The organism is Clostridium sp. K04, from assembly GCF_019734375.1.
In the GTDB taxonomy this organism is placed as follows: Bacteria; Bacillota; Clostridia; order Clostridiales; family Clostridiaceae; genus Clostridium; species Clostridium saudiense.
In genome coordinates, this window is the sequence record NZ_JAASHD010000003.1 from 90,973 (window position 1) to 114,244 (window position 23,272).

Annotated in this window: 19 protein-coding genes; 14 read left to right on the plus strand and 5 right to left on the minus strand. The window is 27.7% G+C overall.

Annotation, left to right across the window (positions count from 1 at the left end; translation table 11 throughout):
* Positions 1 to 128: 128 nt before the first annotated feature.
* The 3 genes from HCG70_RS02220 to HCG70_RS02230 form a co-directional block, all read right to left on the minus strand.
* Positions 129 to 1,073 carry a patatin-like phospholipase family protein gene (locus HCG70_RS02220; protein WP_042397902.1) on the minus strand — a complete coding sequence of 315 codons (945 nt, stop codon included), beginning with the start codon at positions 1,071 to 1,073 and terminating at the stop codon, positions 129 to 131.
* Positions 1,074 to 1,138: 65 nt separating this feature from the next.
* Positions 1,139 to 1,702: a chromate transporter gene (locus HCG70_RS02225; RefSeq protein ID WP_221697443.1), complete on the minus strand. Its 564-nt coding sequence runs from the start codon at positions 1,700 to 1,702 to the stop codon at positions 1,139 to 1,141.
* Positions 1,699 to 2,241, minus strand: coding sequence for a chromate transporter (locus tag HCG70_RS02230; RefSeq protein ID WP_042397896.1), 543 nt, complete (start codon positions 2,239 to 2,241; stop codon positions 1,699 to 1,701). The genes HCG70_RS02225 and HCG70_RS02230 overlap by 4 nt, the downstream gene beginning before the upstream one ends.
* 628 nt (positions 2,242 to 2,869) lie before the next feature.
* On the opposite strand from HCG70_RS02230, the gene HCG70_RS02235 reads away from it, so the two are divergent.
* The 7 genes from HCG70_RS02235 (at position 2,870) to HCG70_RS02265 (ending at position 11,053) form a co-directional block, all read left to right on the plus strand.
* Complete coding sequence (locus HCG70_RS02235) at positions 2,870 to 3,676, plus strand: cation diffusion facilitator family transporter (RefSeq protein WP_042397895.1); 807 nt, start codon at positions 2,870 to 2,872, stop codon at positions 3,674 to 3,676.
* A gap of 253 nt (positions 3,677 to 3,929) precedes the next feature.
* On the plus strand, positions 3,930 to 6,431 hold the full coding sequence (locus HCG70_RS02240) for an ABC transporter substrate-binding protein (RefSeq protein ID WP_042397892.1): 2,502 nt from the start codon (positions 3,930 to 3,932) through the stop codon (positions 6,429 to 6,431).
* 1 nt (position 6,432) lies between these two features.
* Positions 6,433 to 7,356, plus strand: coding sequence for a carbohydrate ABC transporter permease (locus HCG70_RS02245; RefSeq protein WP_078061312.1), 924 nt, complete (start codon positions 6,433 to 6,435; stop codon positions 7,354 to 7,356).
* A gap of 18 nt (positions 7,357 to 7,374) precedes the next feature.
* Positions 7,375 to 8,217, plus strand: a complete 843-nt coding sequence (locus HCG70_RS02250; protein ID WP_042397889.1) for a carbohydrate ABC transporter permease — start codon at positions 7,375 to 7,377, stop codon at positions 8,215 to 8,217.
* Between the two features lie 6 nt (positions 8,218 to 8,223).
* Positions 8,224 to 9,528: an efflux RND transporter periplasmic adaptor subunit gene (locus tag HCG70_RS02255; protein WP_042397886.1), complete on the plus strand. Its 1,305-nt coding sequence runs from the start codon at positions 8,224 to 8,226 to the stop codon at positions 9,526 to 9,528.
* Positions 9,525 to 10,751: an ABC transporter permease gene (locus tag HCG70_RS02260; protein ID WP_195952946.1), complete on the plus strand. Its 1,227-nt coding sequence runs from the start codon at positions 9,525 to 9,527 to the stop codon at positions 10,749 to 10,751. The genes HCG70_RS02255 and HCG70_RS02260 overlap by 4 nt, the downstream gene beginning before the upstream one ends.
* 53 nt (positions 10,752 to 10,804) lie before the next feature.
* Entirely contained in the window at positions 10,805 to 11,053 is a 249-nt protein-coding gene (locus tag HCG70_RS02265; RefSeq protein ID WP_042397880.1) for a DUF1653 domain-containing protein, read from the plus strand.
* A gap of 267 nt (positions 11,054 to 11,320) precedes the next feature.
* On the opposite strand, the gene HCG70_RS02270 is transcribed toward HCG70_RS02265, so the two are convergent.
* Positions 11,321 to 13,546: a CotH kinase family protein gene (locus HCG70_RS02270; protein WP_221697444.1), complete on the minus strand. Its 2,226-nt coding sequence runs from the start codon at positions 13,544 to 13,546 to the stop codon at positions 11,321 to 11,323.
* A gap of 19 nt (positions 13,547 to 13,565) precedes the next feature.
* On the minus strand, positions 13,566 to 13,931 hold the full coding sequence (locus tag HCG70_RS17325; RefSeq protein ID WP_260457715.1) for a VTC domain-containing protein: 366 nt from the start codon (positions 13,929 to 13,931) through the stop codon (positions 13,566 to 13,568).
* Positions 13,932 to 14,121: 190 nt separating this feature from the next.
* On the opposite strand from HCG70_RS17325, the gene HCG70_RS02280 reads away from it, so the two are divergent.
* The 7 genes from HCG70_RS02280 to hcp all read left to right on the plus strand — a co-directional run bounded on the left by HCG70_RS02280 (position 14,122) and on the right by hcp (position 23,201).
* Entirely contained in the window at positions 14,122 to 14,796 is a 675-nt protein-coding gene (locus tag HCG70_RS02280; protein WP_042397875.1) for a response regulator transcription factor, read from the plus strand.
* A complete protein-coding gene (locus HCG70_RS02285; RefSeq protein ID WP_055274973.1) occupies positions 14,797 to 16,050 on the plus strand; it encodes a cell wall metabolism sensor histidine kinase WalK in 1,254 nt (417 codons plus the stop codon).
* A 226-nt stretch (positions 16,051 to 16,276) separates the two neighbouring features.
* A complete protein-coding gene (locus HCG70_RS02290; protein ID WP_042397869.1) occupies positions 16,277 to 16,786 on the plus strand; it encodes a DedA family protein in 510 nt (169 codons plus the stop codon).
* A 227-nt stretch (positions 16,787 to 17,013) separates the two neighbouring features.
* Positions 17,014 to 17,718 carry a response regulator transcription factor gene (locus HCG70_RS02295; RefSeq protein WP_154820657.1) on the plus strand — a complete coding sequence of 235 codons (705 nt, stop codon included), beginning with the start codon at positions 17,014 to 17,016 and terminating at the stop codon, positions 17,716 to 17,718.
* Positions 17,693 to 19,945: a sensor histidine kinase KdpD gene (locus tag HCG70_RS02300; RefSeq protein ID WP_042397863.1), complete on the plus strand. Its 2,253-nt coding sequence runs from the start codon at positions 17,693 to 17,695 to the stop codon at positions 19,943 to 19,945. Before HCG70_RS02295 ends, HCG70_RS02300 begins: the two co-directional genes overlap by 26 nt.
* Before the next feature lie 205 nt (positions 19,946 to 20,150).
* Positions 20,151 to 21,335 carry a cation:proton antiporter gene (locus tag HCG70_RS02305; RefSeq protein ID WP_055291866.1) on the plus strand — a complete coding sequence of 395 codons (1,185 nt, stop codon included), beginning with the start codon at positions 20,151 to 20,153 and terminating at the stop codon, positions 21,333 to 21,335.
* Between the two features lie 192 nt (positions 21,336 to 21,527).
* Positions 21,528 to 23,201 (plus strand): hydroxylamine reductase, encoded by a 1,674-nt coding sequence (gene hcp, locus HCG70_RS02310; RefSeq protein WP_042397857.1) that lies wholly within the window; start codon positions 21,528 to 21,530, stop codon positions 23,199 to 23,201.
* Positions 23,202 to 23,272: the final 71 nt, after the last annotated feature.

A 23,272-nucleotide genomic window follows, 5' to 3' on the forward strand; every position in this document is an offset into this window, starting at 1 on the left:
ATTTTATTTATATAATATGATCATTTAGTAGAGGAGGTTATAAAAAATATTTTCTCTATATATAAATATTGAGAAATAAACTACAACAATTAACTAAATTATTGTAGTTTATTAGATAAATATAAATTTTAATAATAATAGTGACCTCTATTGTCGCTTCTGTATCTAGAGATATAAGAGTCAAAGTTCCATTTGGCAAGGAATTCTTTAGCACATTTATATCCAGAATTAAATAGTGTTAAGTATTGATCTTTTGATATAGCAAAATCAATTGTGCCTATGTTATAGGTTCGTATTTTTATTGTTCTAACAGAATCCTTATTATTTAAAAATGCTTCATCGCTATTGGCTAATATAGTGTCAATAAGATCACAAGAGTAAGTTATTAAATTACTATTATTAGGATGATTTTTCTTTAAATCATTATCACTAAGAAGTTTTAATCCAAATGTAGGCCATTTAGGAGTGCCTTCAACATCAAAAAGCCATATAGGAAAATTGCTTAGTATTCCACCATCCACAATATAACTTGCTTCTTTTCCATTTTTTAATATAACTGGATTGAAGTAAAAAGGAAGGCTAATACTCATTCTTACAGCTTTAGCAATATTAAATTCCATTGGGTCTATATTATAATCCTTTAAATCATCAGGTAATACTATAAGTCTTTTATTTGTAATATCTGAAGCTATAACTTTAAGAGGACTTTCACCATTTTTGGCTATATCCTTAAATTTTGTTTTTCCTTTTGCTTTGTATAGATTATTGAGATATTCTTCTATGTTATTTCCTGAGAAGAGTCCTTTGTTTTTAAATAGACTAACTGTAGGACCTATGAAGGGAAGAAGAGTAAGTTTGTTTTTTTCATAGAAGTCTGTAAAATTTATGTTTAGTAACATGTTTTTTAAGTCTTTTCCTGTGTAGCCAACTGCTAATAATGAACTTACTATAGCACCAGCTGAAGTACCAGCAAAATGTTCAAATGTATATCCTTTTTCCTCTAAATAATAAATTGCCCCTAATAAGGCAATTCCTTTTACTCCACCACCTTCACATACGATATCGGCTTTCATAAATTCACCACCATACTATATTAAAATTAATATAGTATATGTTTTATTAGGGACAATGTTATTTTTTAAAATTTAAAAATTATTCCAATTACTGCTGCGCTAGCAATATAAACAATAGGATGTTTTTTGAATTTTGTAATTGCGAATAATAATATAATTAATAAAATTGTAGATTTAATATTGATTATATCTATTATTTTATGTGTTATGTTAAACTTATCAAAAGCTAAAATTGATACTTTAAATACTTCGTAACCAGCAGCCGCAATTAGTGCTGCAACAGCAGGTCTTAACCCGTAAAATATAGATTCAACAGTTCGGCTTTCTTTAAATTTATTTAAGAAATGAGCGACTATGATGATTACTATTACAGATGGTGTAACAAGACCTAATGTAGCAATTATACCTCCAAATATTCCAGAAGCCTTAAATCCTGCAAATGTTGCCATGTTAACTCCAATAGCACCAGGAGTTGATTGTGATACTGCAATCATATCCATAAGAGTTTTTTGATCAAACCAATTGTATTTTGTAGCAAGTTCTGATAGAAATGGAATTGTTGCAAGTCCACCACCTACAGAAAATAAACCAACTTTAAAGAATTCTAAAAATAAAGTTAAATATATCATTTCTTTTCACCTCTTAAACCTTTAGCAATAAATCCTGTTAACCCAGCAGCTATTACTACATAAACAGGAGATAGACCTAAAAATGCAGAAATGATAAAAGCTAAAATTGCTACGATTGCACATAAATAATCTTTAATTGATGATTTTAGTAGTTTTACTACTGTGGTTATAATTAATGCTACAACAGCAACTCTAATGCCAGCAAAAGCACTTTGTACTATGGCTAAGTCAGCAAAGTTTTGAAGAAAGGCTGCAATTATAAGTATTATTATTAATGATGGAAATACAACACCTAATGTAGCTATAATGCCACCTATAATTCCTTTCAGTTTATATCCTATAAAAGTTGCAGTATTAACTGCAATTACGCCTGGAGTGCATTGCCCAACAGCGTAGTAATCAAGAATTTCTTTTTCAGTGGACCATTTTTTATTTTCGACGATTTCTCTTTGGATTAAAGGGAGCATAGCATATCCTCCACCAAAGGTTAATGCTCCAATTTTACAAAAGGTCCAGAATAAATCAAATAATTCTTTCATTATAAATGAGCTCCTTTATTAAATTAATGTTATTTTTGGTACTTTGATATAGAAAAAAATAATTAGCTATAAGTTCCAATTGATATTATATACTTAATTTGTACAATGTAACAGATTAATATTATATATAAATATAATATTAATCTAGGTAGTAATATTAGAAAGCGGAATGTAATAATCAACTACTAATTTGAAGAGGCTAATAAAAATAGTTACGTGGTAGTAATAATGATTAAAATATCTTGAATCATAATAAAAAATATATGAAGTAAAAATACCAAAATATAAAACAAATTAGATTTAAAATAACTAAAAATAATAATAAAATGTTAAAAAAATATTAAAATAGGTACATTTTAATAATAAAATAGGTACATTTAAGCTATTTACCAAAAATGTAATGAAGTAAAATGCATATATTAGTTGCAATTTTATAGCATTTTAATCATTTCAAAATTGACATGATTGCTGTATTATAATAGTATCTAGTTTTTTAAATTTAGAATTTTATATATGAATAGAGGTGAGAATAATGAAACTAGAGAATAAAATATTAAAAATATCAGTAGTAGGTGCGTTATTCTTTGCACTATTTGGTATTGCTTGGGGATGAGCGATAGATTCTGATATGATTATATTCGATGGATTATATTCATTTATCAGCGTAATTTTATCAATGATATCCTTATATATTAATAAATATATGGCTAAAAGAGATTTTGAAAAATTTCCTTTTGGTAAACATATTTTAGAACCAATAGTTATTTCTATAAAATCATTAATAATTGCAATTATGTGTTTATATTCATTAATTGAAGCTGTAAAAACAATAGCTAGTGGTGGTAATAGTTTAGAATTTGGATTAGCACTTATATATTCGATTGTATCGGTTGTAGGATGTGTGGGAATTTCTTACTATATGAAAGTAAAAGCAAAAGCATTATCTTCAGAACTTATCAAAGCAGAATGTACTCAATGGTTTATGGATACAGCATTAAGTGCAGCTGTATTAGTAGCGTTTTTAGTTGCAATGGTATTAGCAAATACTAAATTAAATTTCTTAAATCCATATATAGATCCAGGAATGACAATAATTGTTTCATTAATTTGTATTAGAATTCCATTAAAAGGATTTATAGAGAGTTTTAAAGAAGTAATATGCGTAAAAGCAGATGATGAAATAAATGATGATATTTATGTATTAGTTAAAGAAATTGAAGAAGAGTACAATTTTGAAGAATCTATAACAAGAGTTTCTAAAATTGGACGTGAACTTAGAATTGAAATAGATTTTATTTATAATAAAGATAGTAAGCTTAAAACTTTAGATCAAATGGATAATGTAAGAGAAGAAATAAATGATGCTATAAAGCATATTGATTATAATAAATGGTTAAATGTTTCATTTACAGGTAATAAAAAATGGGCAATATAAAAGTTAGCGAAAGCTGGCTTTTTTTGTTTTCATAAATTGTTGAAAATAATTGTAAGAAAAAATTAAGTTTTAATTAACTTAATATTAATTATTATATTATAAGATTTATATGGGACTTTTTGGTAAATGTGGAAGTCTAATAATAAAGAGAAATTTATTAGCATGTTAAAAATAAAGAATAATATGTTAAAATATATTAAAAAGTGTTATTATAGAATAAAATGTAAAATAATAAAATTTACTGGAGGCAAATATGGGGAAAAATTTAAAAAAAATAATGGCTATTACCTTATCGTTTACATTAGCTGTTGGTATCACAGGGTGTTCAAAGGGGAGCGGAAAATCTTCAATGGGAAGATATGTTGAAGAAAGATATGAATCGCCAACAAATGGATATGCTCAGAATCTAACAACATTAGAAGATGGAAGAATAGCAATGTTTGGTTATTCAGAAGAAACTTCTAAAGAAAGTGCTTTTATATCAGAAGATGGGGGACAAACTTGGACAAATGAATCTATAGAATTGCCGAAACAAGAAGGCAAGGAAACATATACAAATAATATTGGATATTTAAATGATGGAAGAATTTTAGTGTCTTATTATTTTGCTGATCCATATGTTGAACCATCAGAAGATGAAGGAGCGGTTGATGATTCATTATCTACTGAAGGTGAAGATAGTGAAATTATGAATGAGGGAGATTATAGCTATGAAGAGCCAGAATTTAAGTATGCAGTTATTGAAACTGATGGAACTATAACTGATATTGATTTAGATCTTGAATCATATAATGATGGTGAAGAGTCATGGGGATATAATACTTTTAAATGTGCACCTAATGGAGATGTATTTTTCTCAGCTGGTAGTAACAATGAGTTAGTTGTTCAATTTGATGGAGAAACATTTGAAGAAAAATATGTTTATGAAGGTAGCGATTATATAGATAATTTTGTATTTGTAGGAGATTCATTAATTACAACTTCATATGATGCAATTATTGAATATGATATTACAAATGGTAAAGAAAAAGGAAATTTAAAAGCTTTAGAAAAAGAGGCTTTAGGAGAAAATTCTAATTATTATCCGACTTTTGTTAATTCAGGAAGCAAAGATACACTTTACTATTATACGACTTTAGGCTTATATGCTTATGATATGAAAAGTGAAAAAGCAGATATGATTATAGATGGTGCAATTTCTACTTTTGGGGATAATGAAAGTCAATTAATGGGCTTTGTTGAAAAAGGTGAAAAAAATTTCTTAGCTGTATTTAGTGATTGGTCAAATAGTGGATTATCAGTTATTAATTATACTTATGATCCAGATATTCCTTCAGTTCCTGAAAATCAATTAGTTGTTTACTCATTATTAGAAAATTATACAATAAGACAAGCTATTTCAAGCTATGCTAAAGAACATCCAGATACATATGTTAAATATGAAATTGGATTAAATTATGGTGATGGGACAACTCAATCAGATGCACTTAAAACTTTAAATACAGAAATAATGGCTGGAAATGGTCCAGATGTCGTAATTTTAGATGGATTAACTGCAGAATCATATATAGAAAAAGGTTTATTAGAAGATATGAGTGATATAATAAATCCTTTAGTTGAAGATGGAACAATCTTTAAGAATATTGCTGATGCATATACTAATGATGGAAAGATATATCAAATACCAACATCTTTTAAATATCCAATATTACTAGGTAATAAGGAAGATATAGATTCGGTTTCAGATTTGAATTCATTAGTTGAATTAACTAAAAAACTATCTACACAAACAGATAAAAGGATATTTGAGAATTATTTTAGTCCGAGATCTTTAGTTTATTTATTATATTATTTATACGGTAATGATTGGTTAAATGATGATAATACAATAAATGAAGAAGCATTAAATAATTTCTTTACAAAAGCTAATGAAATGTATGGCTATCTTCAAACTAATGAAGAAGCATATATGAAAACTATGGAAGATAAGTATTCACAATTAGAGGAATATAGTGAAGATTTTGATATGAGTGTTGATAGTGAAGAGTACATTGATGAAGATGTTGATGGAGAATATAGTGAAGAAGATTATGAGGATCTATATGCAGTATATGATTTACAGTATTATTTAAATCCAACTATTTATGCAGATTCATTCTTATTTGATAGATCATCATCATTAGCTATGGGTGGGCTTTCTGGAACTTATGATTATGGAACAATGGTTACTGTATTAAATAACTCTCCGGAAATTAGTTATAAAGTTTTAACTAGAGGAGAAGAAAATATATTTATTCCTTCTAACATAGTTGGAATTAATGCAAAAGGAAAAAATAAAGACCAAGCAAAAGAAATAGTAACTTCATTACTTAATGGTAACTCTAATGATAGATATTCTAGTGATGGATTTAGTATAAATGTAAATAAATTTAATGATGCCTTTTCTATCGAAAAGATGAAGGAAGAAGGATATGAATTAGAGCTTGATGAAGCAACAAATCATTATACTCAAGGTACATGGGGATGGTCTGATGAATTTGGAAATTCAAAAGAAGTAAATATATTATTACCTAATGATGAAGATGTAAGTAAGTTAAAAGGTGAAATAGAAAGCTTAAATGTTGGAACTACAGTAAATACGGTTTTATTAACAGAAGTTGCAAAACAATTTGATTCATATGCACAAGGGGAAATATCTTTAGAGGATGCTATAAATACAGTTGTAGATAACTTGGATTTATACTTATCGGAGTAATATGGAAGAGTTAAAAGAAAATAAAATAAAGCAATTAAAAAAAATAGGAAAAGCAAAGACAAAAAAAGTTGAACAAGAAGAGATTAAGAGAAAGACAAAATATACAGGGTTGTATTTTGTATTACCAAGTTTAATAGGGGTAGCAATTTTTACATTGCTTCCCTTCTTAGATGTATTTATTAGATCTTTCCAAAGTGCAATTTCAAGGGAATTCACAGGAGTACAAAACTATGTTGAAGTGTTCAATAATGCAGCTTTTAAGTTAGCCGCAAGTAATACAATAAGATTTGTACTTATATGTATACCGTTATTATTAACATTATCATTATTATTAGCAGTTGCATTAAATAAATTTACAGAAGCATCAAAGGTACTTAGAACAGCATTTTTAATACCAATGGCAGTACCAATTGCATCAGTAGTGTTAATATGGAATATTGTTTTTAACCAAAATGGATTCTTAAGTGGATTTTTAGATAAGTTTAATATTGCTGGCCAAGATTGGATGAGTACAGGATGGGCTTTTTGGATATTAGTATTTAGTTATATATGGAAGAATCTTGGCTATAATATAATTTTATGGCTAGCAGGATTAAATTCTATATCTAAGGAAATATATGAATCTGCTAAAGTTGATGGTGCTAATAACATACAATGTTTCACGAAGATTACATTGCCTTGTTTAAAGCCTACTTTATATACAGTTTCGGTTTTATCACTTCTTAATTCTTTTAAAGTATTTAGAGAAGCATACTTGGTTGCTGGTGATTATCCAGATAAGAGTATGTACTTATTACAACATTTGTTTAATAATTGGTTTAGAGAATTATCGTTTGATAAAATGGCAGCAGCTTCAGTTCTTATGGCCATTGTGATATTTGTTTTAATTATGCTATTACAAAGAGCTTGGGAAAAGCAAGATTAGAGTGAGGTGATTTATACAATGAAGAAAAAGATATTATTTATTATATTAGTTGCTATATCTATATTTATGTGTTTCCCAGTTATATTTTTATTAGCAGGATCATTTATGGGAGTAGATGAATTAACAGCTTATTTAGGGCCAGTTTTATCTGAAAAAGGAAAAGGATTTGTAAGCTGGGGGTTATTGCCTAGCTATCCAACACTAAAATCATATATAGAGTTATTATTAGATACTCCAGAGTTTTTCGTAATGTTCTGGAATTCAGTAAAAATAGTATTTTTCTCTGTAGCTGGACAACTTTTGTTTGGAATTCCAGCAGCTTGGGGATTTGCTAGATATAAATTCCCATTTAAGAAAATATTATTTACTATTTATATAGTTGTAATGTTAATGCCATTCCAAGTAACTATGCTATCAAGTTATTTAGTATTAGATACAATGCATTTACTTGACAGTCATGCAAGTATTATATTACCAGCTATATTTTCTACATTTTCAGTATTTATAATGTATCGATTCTTCTGTAATATACCAGAGTCAATTATTGAATCTGCAAGAATAGACGGGGCTAGTGAACTTGTTATTTTTGCAAAGATAGGTGTTCCTTTAGGAATGCCAGGCATAATGTCTGCAGTAGTATTACAATTTTTAGAATACTGGAATTTAATAGAACAACCACTTACATTCTTAAAAGATAAGGCATTATGGCCATTATCGATTTATTTACCCAATATTACTTTAGAAAATGCTGATATAGCATTTACAGCATCTGCTGTAACATTAATAGCTGCTATAATAGTATTTTTTGCAGGACAAAGCTATTTAGAGCAAGGTATTGCAGCATCAGCAGTAAAGGAATGATAATTTATGAGTAAAAATGAAAAGATTAAAAAGATTATAAATTTTAAATATATAAAAAAAGGAAAAGATACTTTGCAAAAAAAAGCAGTAAAAGCTTTATTTGCTTTTTTGGTATTGATGATAGGATGCACTATGTTATCTAGAGCTGCAGATTCTATGACTATACCAAGAATTAAAGTTGATACTCCTAAGTCAAAAACAATAGTAGATGAAGTTAAGGCTAAAGGAGTAGTAGCTAAAAATAGAGAAGAAAAGATTTCAGTCGTTGAGGGACTTAAGATTGATTATGTAAATATAAGTGTTGGGTCAAGTATTAAGGTTGGAGATACTTTAGTTGAACTTGATAAGGATGATTTACAAGCTAAAGTTGATGAAATTAAAAAGAATATTGAACAAGAACAAAAGACTTTATCACGTGCAACGGAAGATTACAACAAGGCTATAAACACTAAAAAGAAGGCTGTACAAACTGCTTTAAATGAAATGAATACAGCAAAGCAAGCATTAGATAATTATAATAATTTAAGTGAAGAAGAAAAAGATTCAATGATGGAAGAAAGTTTAAAGGCTGACTATGAATCAAAGAAAGAACTATATAATTCAGCAGTAGCAGATTCTAATGATACCGTTGATTTAGATAGGTCACTTCAAGATACAAAAGATTCTCTTAAAATTGAAGAATATAATAAGGAACTTGCAAAACTTCAGCCTTTACTAGATGCTAGTGGAAAGATTGTTTCTGAAAAAGAAGGAATAGTTACTAGTGTTGTAGCTGAAAATGGAGGAGTTACTACTGATACTATAGCATCAATTGCAGATAAGAACGAGGGATATAAATTTGTTGGAGAAATTGATAAAAGTAATAGAACATTAGTAAAACAAGGACAAACAGTTGCTTTAAATTTGGGCTCATCAGGAATTATTGAAAATTTAACTATTGATTCTATTTCAAAAAATGATGATAATCCAGATACCTTAAAAGTTACAGTTGTTTTACCAGTTGGAATAGGCGAAATTGATGAAAGTGGAGAAATAATAGTTTCAAGTAAATCAAAAAAATATGGTACATGTGTTCCGTTAGCAGCATTAAGACAAGGTGATGGGGATAGTTATTATATTTTAGTTGTTACTGAAAAGGAAACTGTACTTGGTGAAGAATTAACTGCCAAGAAGGTTGATGTTAAAGTTGAAAAGAGAGACGGAGAATATGCAGCAGTATCTGATGGATCATTAGGAAGAAATGATAAAATAATAATTGATAGTAATAAAACAGTAGAAGATGGCGATAGAGTTCGCCTGGAGACTGAATGATAAGGTACTTAAAGCACATAGTTAGAATAATTCTTATGTTTGCTTTAATTATGTGCTGGGGAATATCTTTAGGTTATGCAAATAATATAGAAAGTAACAATAAAACTTTAAACTTTTATTTTGAAAATGATAAGTATAATTTAGAATTAGTCAATAGTATAAAAGAATCAGAAAAGGAATTAGCTGTAGTAGGATGGGCAGAAGAATCACTACAATCTGCCACTAACCCAGATTTAGGGAAAAGTGCAAGTGAATTAAATGTGTTAGCTATAAAAGGTTCATCTAATTTATTAGTTAAGGGATCTAATTTATTTGCTGATGATTTGGAAGGTTGTTTAATAGATAATGATACATCTTATAAGCTATTTGGAAGTAGTAACTGTATAGGTAGAGAAATTGTTTATAATGATAGAACATTAGTTGTAAGAGGAATTTTAAAGGGGTCTAAATCAAATATGATTATTCAGATTCCAGATGATTCGATGAAAGCGTTAGATGGTTTAACAATAGATGGTACTGATTTTACTTTAAATAAAATAGAAGATTTCAAAATGAGATTTGGAATTTCAGAGTTAGCTATTAATGGTAATGTATATTATATGTTAGCTAAGTTTATATCAATGATATTTCCAATAATTGCTTTAGTATTAATTTTAATTAAAGTAATAAGTAGCTTATTTAAATCAAGAAATAAACCAGTTTTAGTAGGTATATATATTATTATGGCACTGACTTTTGTATTTATATTTTTTAAAGTTACAAATATTAAAATTTCAATTCCATTGGATATGATACCAAATAAGTGGTCTGACTTTGATTTTTGGAGTAAGATGGGAAAAGAATATAAGGAAAAGATTGAATATGTGCTTTATATGAAAAAGTATGGAGTTGATATTTATAATATAGAAAACTTATTAAAATCAGCATTATATTCAATTTTTACAATTATATTATTTGTGATTAATTTAAGGGTTATAAAAATTAATGATATAAAACAATTAATTATTAATAATGGAGTTTTAGTTGTTAGTTCATTTGTAGCTGTTTTAATTATTTGGGCCAAATATAAATTTGATGTAAATGTGGCTATGATATGGCTTATATATCCATTGTATCTTTGTGGAGATTATTTTATTAAGGTTCATGGAAAGTATTTAATTTACGAAGATGAAGTAAATACTGAAATAAAAAATAGTGATATAATAGAGGAAGCAGTTTGTTAATAGCAGACTGTTTCTTTTAATTTTAATAAAAGTTTACTTACGGAGGAAAAAATATGAGAGATATATCTAATTTAAAAGGAAAAATATTTAGACATTTTAAAGGCGATTTATATTTAGTTGAGGATTTTGTGAAACATTCAGAAACTCAAGAAACTATGGTTTTATATAGAGCATTATATGGAGAGTGTGGGCTTTTTGTAAGACCTTACGATATGTTTGTTGAAGAGGTTCCAGAAGGAAAAGTTAATCCAACAGGACAAAAATACAGATTTCAAGAATACGAAGTTAAGAGCGTTAAATAGTTTACACATAAAATAACGAAAAAATAAAATATTATCTTTCCGGGAATCAGTGAAATCTCGCTTTGAATTTATATAATTGATTTCAGATAATTTGCTAAAGATTATAAACTTGCCTATCGGCTTCAAACATATAATCTTCTTAACGCAAATTATCTTCCATCAATTATTAAATTCTATGGCTCAATTTTAATATTCCCTTCAATATAATATTTCAATTTTTCTGTATTAATGTAGTAAACTAAATTATTTTCTTCGTTACTATAACTATTAACTAATGTATTTTCTTTTCTTGAAGAATGATACAAAAACTAATGCTATTACTAATAATACAATTGATGAAAGAGTTATTATTAAATTAGTATTATCAGTAGATATATTACCTGGCCCCATTGCTAAATTATTATTTTTTATATCATGCATACCGTTATTATCTTGATTAGGTATTTGAATAGATGAAAGTTGTGTTATTTCTTCATTAGTCAAACCTAAATTTAATAATTCGGTTTTAATTGAATCTGTAATACTACCATCTTCGGAACTTTGAATAATTTGCATTGCTTGCATCATAATTGAAGGATCTAAATCCGAAGTATTACTACTAATATTTCCTGGGAAATTACTTGTAGTATTACTATTAGGTATATTCATACTACTTTCAGTTGTATTATCTGATTGTGGAGTAGAACTATCAGCATTGGGAGGAGTAGTATCAGATGAACCTCTCATATTATTCATTTCACCTTTTTCATTTCCGCCACCTTGTTGTCCCATAGCACTTAAATCTACTGTAGTTTCTATAGTCCCAGTATTTGTTGAAGGTTGAGAACCATCAAGTTGAGCTGCAATACTAGTTGCTCTATCATAACCAAAGTTAATTAAGTTAGATAGTGAAGCTTTATATTCATCGTAAGTATAAAATGCAGTAGCATCATTTTGAATATAGCTACTTATTAATGAATCAGTTTTAGTTATTAGTGTTTCTAAAGTGCCGTTATTAACGAAGTTTTCAACTATTTCATTTAAATAGTGATGGTAAATATCTTTATATTCATCAACTTCTAAAAGTTTACCTATTAGAGGGCTTTCTTCTAAGCTATCAGAAACAGGTGAATCAATTGGAAAATTAATTGCATTTGAAGCTGAACCAGCTTGGAATCCTGCAAATGATAAGTTATAATCCCAAGGTAAAATACTTACTATACCATCATTTTCATATAAGTAGTAATTATGATTCATATTAGAAACATAACTATCTAAATTAACTAAGAATGTATTTGCAGCAAAGTATTTAAGCACTTCATCAACATCTAAGTATGACTCTATATCATCAAGGCTATCAAGATGTTCGATCATATCTAATATTTTAGTATAATCATCGCTATCTGTAGTTTTGAAAATAGCATTGTCAAAAATAGCAGAGTAGTTTGAAATATCATCTCCATTCCATACAAGGTTAGCACCATTAGAATTTCTACCAATTCCACCACCAATACCATTAGGTATTTGAGGTTGATTTGTAGAGTCATTAGTGGATTGCTTATTCATATCAGGAGGTGTCTGCATTTGTCCGCTAGAATCTCCATTGTTCATATCAGGAGGTGTCTGCATTTCTCTAGAAGGATTTCCATTATTCATATCAGGAGGTGCCTGCATTTCTCCAGTAGAATTTCCAGTGTTCATATCAGGAGGCATCTGCATTTGTCCGCTAGAATCTCCATTATTCATATTAGATTGATTTTGCATATCTATAGGATTATCTATTGTAGTTTTGTTATTATTTTCTGATGTTGTATTTTCTGAAGGAGAAAAATTATTATTATCCATAATTTTATTTTCATTATTGTCTTTATCACCCATAGCTACGTTATCACTTTCGGGTTTATATAAATTACCATCAATAGAGCCATAATTTCTTTCAATAAATTCTTCTTCAATAGGCTCAACAGCAAGATATAACCCCCATTCCTCACCATTAACTGTTATATGAGCATATGAGCAGGCTGGGGTTGGTATGCCTAATGAATCAAGTAGTTTATAAGATAAATATTCCTTCATAGAAGTTGTATCAGACATATTGTTATTTAATACTAACTTGCTAAGTCCATCTAAGGTTTGACCATCAACATATTTATCAAGTTTAATTTTAAAACTATATCTTTCGGTCGAATCATCAGTAACAAGTTGAGATAGACTAGAATTTCCTTTAGGTCTGATGGCTACATTATTATAGGTAGTTCCATTAACAGTTATATTAGCAGCGGTATATTCTTCGGAAGCAGCATTATCTAACATTTCTTGCCAAGAATCTTCATCCATTTCAATATTTATTTCTATTACAGAATCATCATTAAAGATTGTAGTAATATAATCTGGTTGTTCTATTGAAGTAGATGAAGTGCTGCTTTTGGGTAATAGCATAATAAGTGATGAGAAACAAAGAGCTATTACCATAAATAAAGCAACAATTATATTAAAATGTTTATTTGAAATCATTTTTTCACCACCTATTAGCTTAGCTCATATATTCGCCATTATAGCTAACTAAAACAACGTTATTTACTCCTGAAATATGGCTTAATTCATTTACAAATTGTGTAGACATTTCTTTTAATCTAATTTCTATAGTTAATTCAATTCCTGAATTTGCAGAAACAGTTTTAGATTTAACTACATGTTTTTTTACTGAGTTATTTATAAATTTAATAGCATCATTTTCACTTTTATCATTAAAATTATCAAAATAAAGGCTTCTAATATGATATGTTCCAGAGGAACTAGCATTTATGTCTAATGAAGCAATATATTTAATTCTATTTTTAATAGCTAGATAGTCAGCTGTATTAATAAAATATTTCAATTCGTGTTTAGGTTTACTCATAAAAAAATCACATCCATTTTATAGTAAAGTTTTTTGGTTGGCTTTATAATTTGGTTAAATTTAGGTTAGCTTACAAGTTTTATAGTAGTAGCATAACCTTAAAATAGTCTTAAAAATTAACTAAAAATTATGTTTGTGTGGTAGACTTTTAGTAAAGAATTATAAAGGGAATATAAGGAGAGAAAAATTAATGAGATTATTACTTGTTGAAGATGAAATACAGCTTTCAGAAGCTCTTAATCAAATATTAATTAAAAATAAATATGTAGTTGATGCAGTATATAATGGTGAAGATGGATTAGATTATGGATTAACAGATATATATGATGTAATAGTATTAGATATTATGCTTCCTAAACTTAATGGATTAGAAGTACTTAAAAGGTTAAGAAAAGGTAATATAAAAACACCAGTTATTTTATTAACTGCAAAAGGAGAAATTGAAGATAGAGTAAAGGGATTGGATAGTGGAGCAGATGATTATCTAGCTAAACCATTTGCAACGGAGGAATTATTAGCAAGGCTAAGAGCACTTACTAGAAGACAGGGAGAAATTATAAATGATAATATTTTAGAAGTTGGAGATATTAAATTAAATATTTCAAGTTATGAATTAGAAGGACCTTGTAATAGTATAAAGCTTTCACTAAAAGAATTTGAAATAATAAGATGTTTTATGCAAAGACCAAAGACGATTGTTACAAAGGATGAGCTTATAAGTAAGATATGGGGATATGACTCAGATGCAGAATATAACAATATAGAAGTATATATTTCATTTCTAAGAAAGAAACTTAATTATGTTAACTCAAATACTGGTATCACAACTGTAAGAGGTGTCGGATATAAGTTGGAGGAAAATTAAATGTTCAAAAAACTGAAAAGTAAATTTATATTTATGAATATGGTTCTTTTAACTACTGTTTTTGTAGGTATATTTGGGACAATATATGTATCTACCGCTTATAGTTTAAATAATGATATGAAAATGCAACTTTGGAATAATATAATGTCACCACAACAGCAGCAAAAGCCTTCACCAAAAGATAATAAGATGGATATGTCAATAAAAATAGATTTAGATACAAAAAATGAAATTGTTAATGTTACTTCTAGGTTAAATACTGACGATTTAGATATTCATGCAATGGTTGAAAAGGTTGTTAATAACTCTAAAAAGATGGATAGTATTAAGATTGATGGAGAAAGCTATGCTTATTTAAAAGAGAGTATTAGTAGTGGAACCATAATAGTACTAATAAGTAAGTCATTCCAGCAAGATGTACTAGGAAATTTATTAAAAATATTTCTTGGAGTAGGATCATTAAGTTTAATTGTATTATTTATAATAAGTATTTATTTTACTAATAAAGCTATTAAGCCATTAGAAGAGACTTTTATAAAGCAAAAGCAATTTATAGCAGATGCATCTCATGAACTTAGGACACCACTAACTATTATTAAAACTAATGTATCTATATTAAAGGAAAATAAGCAACAAACTATAGAAAGTCAAGGAAAATGGGTTAATTATATTGATTCTCAAGCAAGTAGAATGTCTACTTTGATTAATGAAATGTTATCATTAGCTAACCTTGATGCTAATAAGAAAAAGGGTGAAGTAACTAAGTTTGAATTAAGTAAGATTTTAAGCGATGCTTTACTAGTTTTTGAAGTAGTAATTTTTGAAAAAGGATTAGTTTTAGAAGAGAATATAAATGATAATATATTTATTAATGGTGAAAAGGATCAAATTAAAAAGCTCATAAGTATATTAATGGATAACGCAATTAAATATACAAATAAAAATGGAAAAATTATGGTGTCTCTTAATATAGAAAAGAATAAGGCTCGATTAGAAGTTAAAAATACTGGTGAAGGTATAGAAAAAGAGCATTTAGAAAAGATTTTTGAAAGGTTTTATAGGGTTGATAATTCTAGAGATAGAGGAACAGGTGGATATGGCTTGGGACTTTCTATAGCTAAAGCCATAGTTGAAGAGCATAAAGGAAAAATATATGCTGAAAGTGTTGTTGGAGAATACACATCATTTATTGTGGAGTTACCAGTATATTTTGAAAAACAAAAATTAATCAATGATCTAAAAATAGGTAATTAATATTATTTATAAAAATGGATTTTCGATTATATAATATTATAAGTTTTAACTTGAATAAGAAGTTATTACATTATTAATGTAATGACTTCTTATTTTATATATTTTATTATGAAAGAAGTTAAATTCTTAAGAATTTCTTTAGATTATTATAATTATCTTCTTTATTTTTAAATAGTATTATAAAATTAATATAATGGTTAAAGGATAAAATTGGAGGAATTAACAGATGGATGTGAATAGTATATTGGATTATTTAGCTCAGTATGGAGTAATATTTATATTTGTAATTGTATTTTTAGAGTATTTAAATTTACCAGGGCTTCCTGCAGGAATAATAATGCCATTAGCTGGTTTATGGATATCAAGAGGAAATATGAATTTTCCATTTGTTTTATTTCTTTCAGTTATTGCAGGAGTAATAGGAAGCTGGTGTTTATATTTCTTAGGGTTTTACGGTGGAAACTTTCTTTTAAAAAAATATACTAATAAATTTCCAAAACAGAAGGATTACATAGATGAAAAGTTAAAGTATTTAAAGGATAAAGGCCATATGGGGGTATTTATAAGTAGATTAATACCGGTAGCAAGAACAATTATAGCTATTCCAGCTGGTGTACTGAAAATGGATTTCTTAAAATATACTATATATTCAGCATGTGGGATATTTATATGGAATGGAGTATTTATTTCTGCTGGTTATATTTTGGGTGAGGGGATTTTTAAGTATATTGGATAATTAAGTGGATTTGATAGAGGTTATAAATTTATAGCCTCTATTATTTCGTGCATTATAATAAAATATAATAGGTAAGCTAAATTTATATGAGGAAAGTGTTTAAACTTAGTTAAGGAATTCTTTAGAAATATATATAGTTATTATTTAGTTTTAAAAAGTACTATTTAATTATAGTAAATGAACGTTCATAAAAAATTTGAAAAGTGGGGTAAATAGAAATGAATAATTTGAGCTCATACAATATTTTAGTAGTGGAAGATGAAAATGATATAGCAATTGCAATAGAAGCATACTTAAATAATCAAGGATATAATGTATTTATAGCTAATAATGGTATAGAGGGATTAGAATTATTAAAAAAAGAAACTATTCACTTAGCAATAGTTGATGTAATGATGCCTAAAATGGATGGTATAACTTTTGTTATGAGGCTTAGAGAAAATAATGATTTTCCTGTAATAATGCTATCTGCAAAATCTGAAGAGGTTGATAAGATAATGGGACTTAATATAGGAGCTGATGATTATGTGACTAAGCCTTTTAGACCACTTGAATTGTTAGCAAGAGTTAATTCTCAATTAAGAAGATATTCAAGGTTTTTAAATATGGTAAAAGAACCAGAAGTTAAAGATAATATTTATGTTGTTGGAGGATTAGAATTAAACTTTGATACAAAAGAGGTTACTGTTGATGAAAAACCTGTAAAGCTAACTCCAATTGAGTTTAAGATATTAGCTTTGCTTATAAAAAATCCAGGAAGAGTATTTGCTGCGGATGAAATATATGAAAGGGTATGGAATGAACAAGCAATAAATACAGATACAATAATGGTACATGTAAGAAAGATAAGAGAAAAAATTGAAATTAATCCGAAAAATCCGAAATATTTGAAGGTGGTGTGGGGAGTTGGATATAAAATTGAAAAGCAGTAATGATAATAAAGAATTTAATGACTCTAGAAACAATATTAATGGAATAAAAAAATCAAACTACAAGGGAAAAGTGGTTATAGCAACTTTATTAGTTATAGCAATTATAGCAACAGCAGCATTGGGAATGTGTGCAGCATATCCATTAATAGAAGAAAATGCAAAGAACGTTTCATATAACAATTATTTTGAGGAATATGCCTTTTCAGAAAATTTAGCAGGTGCTTTATATTGTTCATATTATAATTCTTTAAATGAAAAAGCTGGAGGAACATTAGATCCAGCATCAACATTATTAAATATACCCCAAAATATATATGATAATGATGAAGATTATGAAGAAAGTGAATTTATAAATGGGTTTAATTCTAATTTTAATAATTGGAATCGTATATTAGATAATCAGCTCGCAAATTTGAAGTATTATTCTTATGATAAAACTAATAATATAACAAAAACAAATATAAATTATGAAGTTGGTATTATAGAAAATAATATAGATTTGTCATCAATAAAGAAAGATGAATATCAATTTTATGTAGCTATTAATTTTGATGAAAATGGTAATCTAACAATTAATGATATTAAGGGGGCTAATATTCAAAATTTTGAATACTATTTGAACAGTGCTTTAAGTGATTTTTTAAGTGATAATTACTACGATAGTGGTTATTATAATGCTACTATGAATCCGATTAAAAATATGGAATTTGTTTATGCAGTGCCTAATAATTTGGTGTTTAATGATTCAATATCATGGGGAATCAGAAATGCAGAGGCATATGGATATGAACTTGTAGGAGGAGTGGCAGTAATGATAATTGCTACATTAGTAGCGATAGCTGCATTAATATTCCCTATTAAGAGAGCAAATGAAATGCCTTTATTTAAATGGATATCAAAAATACCATTTGAAATTTGGATAGTTATAGTATCACTTACAGTAGCACTTTTCATTGTATCTTCTAGCTATATGATTCATCCTGCATTAAATGGACAATTAGAACATTTTGTTGGATTTAATGTTGATTGGTTTACTGCATCAGAAAAAGTTATATGGGTATTAAACTTTATTAATTGGTTTATAGGATTTGCAATTGTGTTCTTTGCTGTATTAATAATAAAGTATATATTTAATTTAGGAATTAAAGAGTACTTTAAGAGAAGAACAATATTTGGAATAATATTAATGTTCTTTGTTACAATTATCAAAAAAACATTAGATGAAGTTACAAAAGTAGATTTAAGAGAAAAAAATAATAAATTAATAATAAAATTATTATTAATAAATGCACTTATATTACTAATAATAACTTCAATTTGGTTTTTTGGAATTCCTGTAGTCATACTGTATTCAATTGTTTTATTTTTCGTAATAAGAAAATATGTAGATAAAATAAGCGAAAAATATAGTAAGTTAAGAGAAGCTACAAGTAAAATTGCACAAGGAAAATTAGATGTTAATATAGAAGAAGACTTAGGACTTTTTGAACCTTTTAAAGAGGATTTAAAAGAGATTCAGAAGGGATTTAAAAAAGCTGTAGATGAAGAAGTTAAGAGTCAAAAGATGAAAACAGACTTGATATCAAATGTGTCGCATGATTTAAAGACTCCTTTAACAGCTATAATAACTTATGCAGATCTATTGAAGGGTGAAAATTTATCGGAAGAAAAGCGTAAACAGTATGTTGATACATTAGATAGAAAAGCTCAAAGACTTCAAGTTTTAATAGAAGATTTATTTGAAATGAGTAAGGCAACGAGTGGAAATATAACTTTAAATATAGAAAATATAGATGTTGTAGCTTTAATGAAGCAAACATTACTTGAATTAGAAGATAAGCTTGAAGAAGCAAAATTATCTGTTAGAAAGAATATGCCAGAAGGTAAGGTAATATTACCGTTAGATAGTCAACGTACATTTAGAGTGTTTGAAAACTTAGTAATTAATATGACTAAGTATGCTATGCCTAATTCAAGAGTGTTTATAGATATTTTTGAAAATGAAAATGATGTTCAAATTGTAATGAAAAACATGGCTGCAGAAGAAATAACGTTTAATGTAGATACGATAGCAGAAAGGTTTGTACGTGGTGATGAATCGAGAAATACAGAAGGTTCAGGATTAGGTCTTGCAATAGCAAAGAGTTTTGTTGAACTTCAAAATGGAAAGTTTAATATAAGTGTAGATGGAGATTTATTTAAAGTTACTATTATTTTTGAAAAATAAAGTAATAAACTAGAGTGAAAAATCATATATCATAAGATAAAGGGAGTATAGTTAAGTGTAATTTACTATACTCCCTTTATAGTTGTATAAATAAAATGTTTTTTGAAATTATACATATAAAATATTATTAATATGTATAAATTTAAAATAATATAAATATATTACTTCATAAGGAATAAAAACATTTACTAGTGGGGTGGGGTTAATGTCATACAAATATTTATTAGATATTGCATTAATTTTATTAAGTACGAAATTATTAGGATTAATAACAAGAAAATTTAATTTACCACAAGTTGTCGGTGCATTGCTTGCGGGAGTTATACTAGGACCATCAGTGTTAAATGTTTTAAAAGAAACTGATTTTATAAGTATGCTAGCAGAGCTTGGAGTGATTGTATTAATGTTTACTGCAGGTTTAGAAAGTGATATAAGTCAGTTAAAAAGTGTAGGCAAATCAGCATTTATTGTTGCTAGCATGGGGGTGTTAATACCACTAATTGGAGGTACAGCTGTTGCATACATTTTTAATGATGGAAGTTTAACAACTGTTAGTGCCTTTTTACAAAATGTATTTATAGGAGCTATATTAACTGCAACTTCTGTTAGTATAACTGTTGAGGCACTTAGAGAATTAGGTAAAATGAGCGAAAAATCGGCAAACGTAATTTTAGGTGCTGCAATTATAGATGATATTTTAGGAATTTTAGTTTTAACAGTAATAACAAGTATGGCTGATCAATCTATAAATATTGGAGTAGTATTATTAAAAATTATAGGATTTTTAGTTTTTACACTTGTTATTGGTTATTTGGTATATGTGTTTTTTGGAAAGTGGATAGAAAAATATGATGTAGATAAAAGAAGGTTTGTTATTGGAGCATTTGTTATTTGTTTATTAATGGCATTTATAGCTGAAGAGTTCTTTGGAGTAGCTGATATTACAGGTGCATTTGCCGCAGGATTAGTATTATCAAGAAACAGGGAAACTGCATATATTTCAAGAAGATTTGATATAATTTCATATATGCTATTATCACCTATCTTCTTTGCAAGTATAGGAATAAATATGAAAATACCTAAAATGAGTTTTGAAATTATAATAATGACAATAGTACTAGTAGTAGTTGCAATGCTAACTAAAGTAATAGGATGTGGGATTGGAGCAAAAATTTGTAGATTTAATAAAAGTGAAGCTATACAAATTGGAACTGGTATGATGGCTAGGGGAGAGGTAGCACTTATAATAGCTAACAAAGGAATGAAAATGGGAATTATGAATACTTATTTTTTACCTGCTGTTATAATAATGGTAATAGTATGTGCAATAATCACACCTATTTTATTAAAGAAAGCATATGAACTTAAAGGAATAAATGAAAGTGTATAATTATTATATTTAGTAAGAAGTAATGTTCAAAATAAACTAAAAATAAATATTAATACAATTAAAGTAGTTGAATTAGGAATTATATATTAATTTCTATTTAGCTACTTTTTTATTTTAATTATAATTTTTACATTTTAGTGGAATTATATAAATGAAATTATAGAAAATGATTAAAATGTAGGAGGAAGATTAATGGAAAATAATATGGCAATGGAATATCCAATGTTTTGTTATCAATGTGAACAAACAGCTGGTGGTAAAGGGTGTACTAAAATGGGGGTATGTGGTAAGACACCAGAAGTTGCAGCACTTCAAGATTTACTTATATATCAAATAAAAGGTATAAGTTGTTACGCAAAAGAAATAGTTGAAAAAGGGGAGAATGTAGATAAGAATATTGTAATATTTATTGAAAATTCATTATTTACAACTTTAACAAACGTAAATTTTGATGCAGATGTACATGTTGAAATGCTTAAAGAGTCTCAAAAAATAAAAGAAAAATTAAGAAAACAAGTAGGAAAAATTAAAAATGATACAGATCATGCTACGTATAACTTAAGTGAAACAAAGGCTGATATGTTAAAAGATGCAAAAAAAGCTGGAATAATGTATGATCAAAATCTTGATCCAGATATACGTTCACTAAGACAAACAATAGTTTATGGATTGAAAGGTATAAGTGCATATGGTCATCAAGCAAGGGAACTTGGATATTATGATGATCAAGTTGATAATTTTTATGTAAGAGCATTAGAAGCAACCACTGATGATAGTTTATCAGTAGAAGAATTAATAAGATGGACCATGAGAACTGGTGATATGAGTGTTGCAGTAATGAAAAAGCTAGATGAGGCTAATACTACAGTTTATGAAAATCCAACACCACATAAAGTAAATGTTCATATTAAAAAAGGACCATTTATTATAGTATCTGGTCATGATTTAAAAGACCTTGAAATGTTGTTAGAACAAACCGAGGGAAAGGGAATAAATATATATACTCATGGAGAAATGATACCTAGTCATGGATATCCTGGACTAAAGAAATACCCTCATCTTGTAGGAAATTTTGGTGGTGCTTGGCAAGATCAACAAAAAGAATTTGATAATATTCCAGGATGCATTTTAATGACAACTAATTGTCTTATGAGACCAAGGGAAACTTATAAAGATAGAATATTTACAACTAGTGTTGTTGGATGGGATGGAGTAAAGCATATAGGTAAAGATAAGGATGGTAAAAAGGACTTTACTGAAATAATAAATAAAGCTTTAGAACTTGGAGGATATGATAAAGATCAAGAACCACATGAAATATTAGTTGGGTTTGGCCATCATGCAACTTTAAGTAATGCAGAAACTATAGTTAATGCCGTTAAAGAAGGGAAGATAAGACACTTTTTCTTAATTGGAGGATGTGACGGGGCTAGACCAGGCAGAAATTATTATACTGAATTTGCAAAGATGGTGCCAGATGATTGTATAATACTTACTTTAGCTTGTGGTAAATATAGATTTAATAAATTGGAGTTTGGAGAAGTGGCAGGGCTTCCAAGACTTTTAGATGTAGGGCAATGTAATGATGCGTATTCTGCAGTTAGAATTGCAACAGCACTTGCAGATGCTTTTGGAACTGACGTTAATGGTTTACCATTGTCATTAATTATTTCTTGGTATGAACAAAAGGCTGTAGCTGATTTGTTAGCATTATTATCACTTGGAATTAAAGGAATATTCTTAGGACCTACACTTCCAGCATTTTTAAGTCCAAATGTTCTTCAATATTTAGTTGATACTTTTGATTTAAGGAGTATAAGTACACCTGAAGATGATTTAAAGACTTGTTTGAAACAAGAAATATAATAGTGAAATAGCATAAAGGTATTTAAATGATAGATAATTATTTAAGTACCTTTATTAGATAAATAAGATAA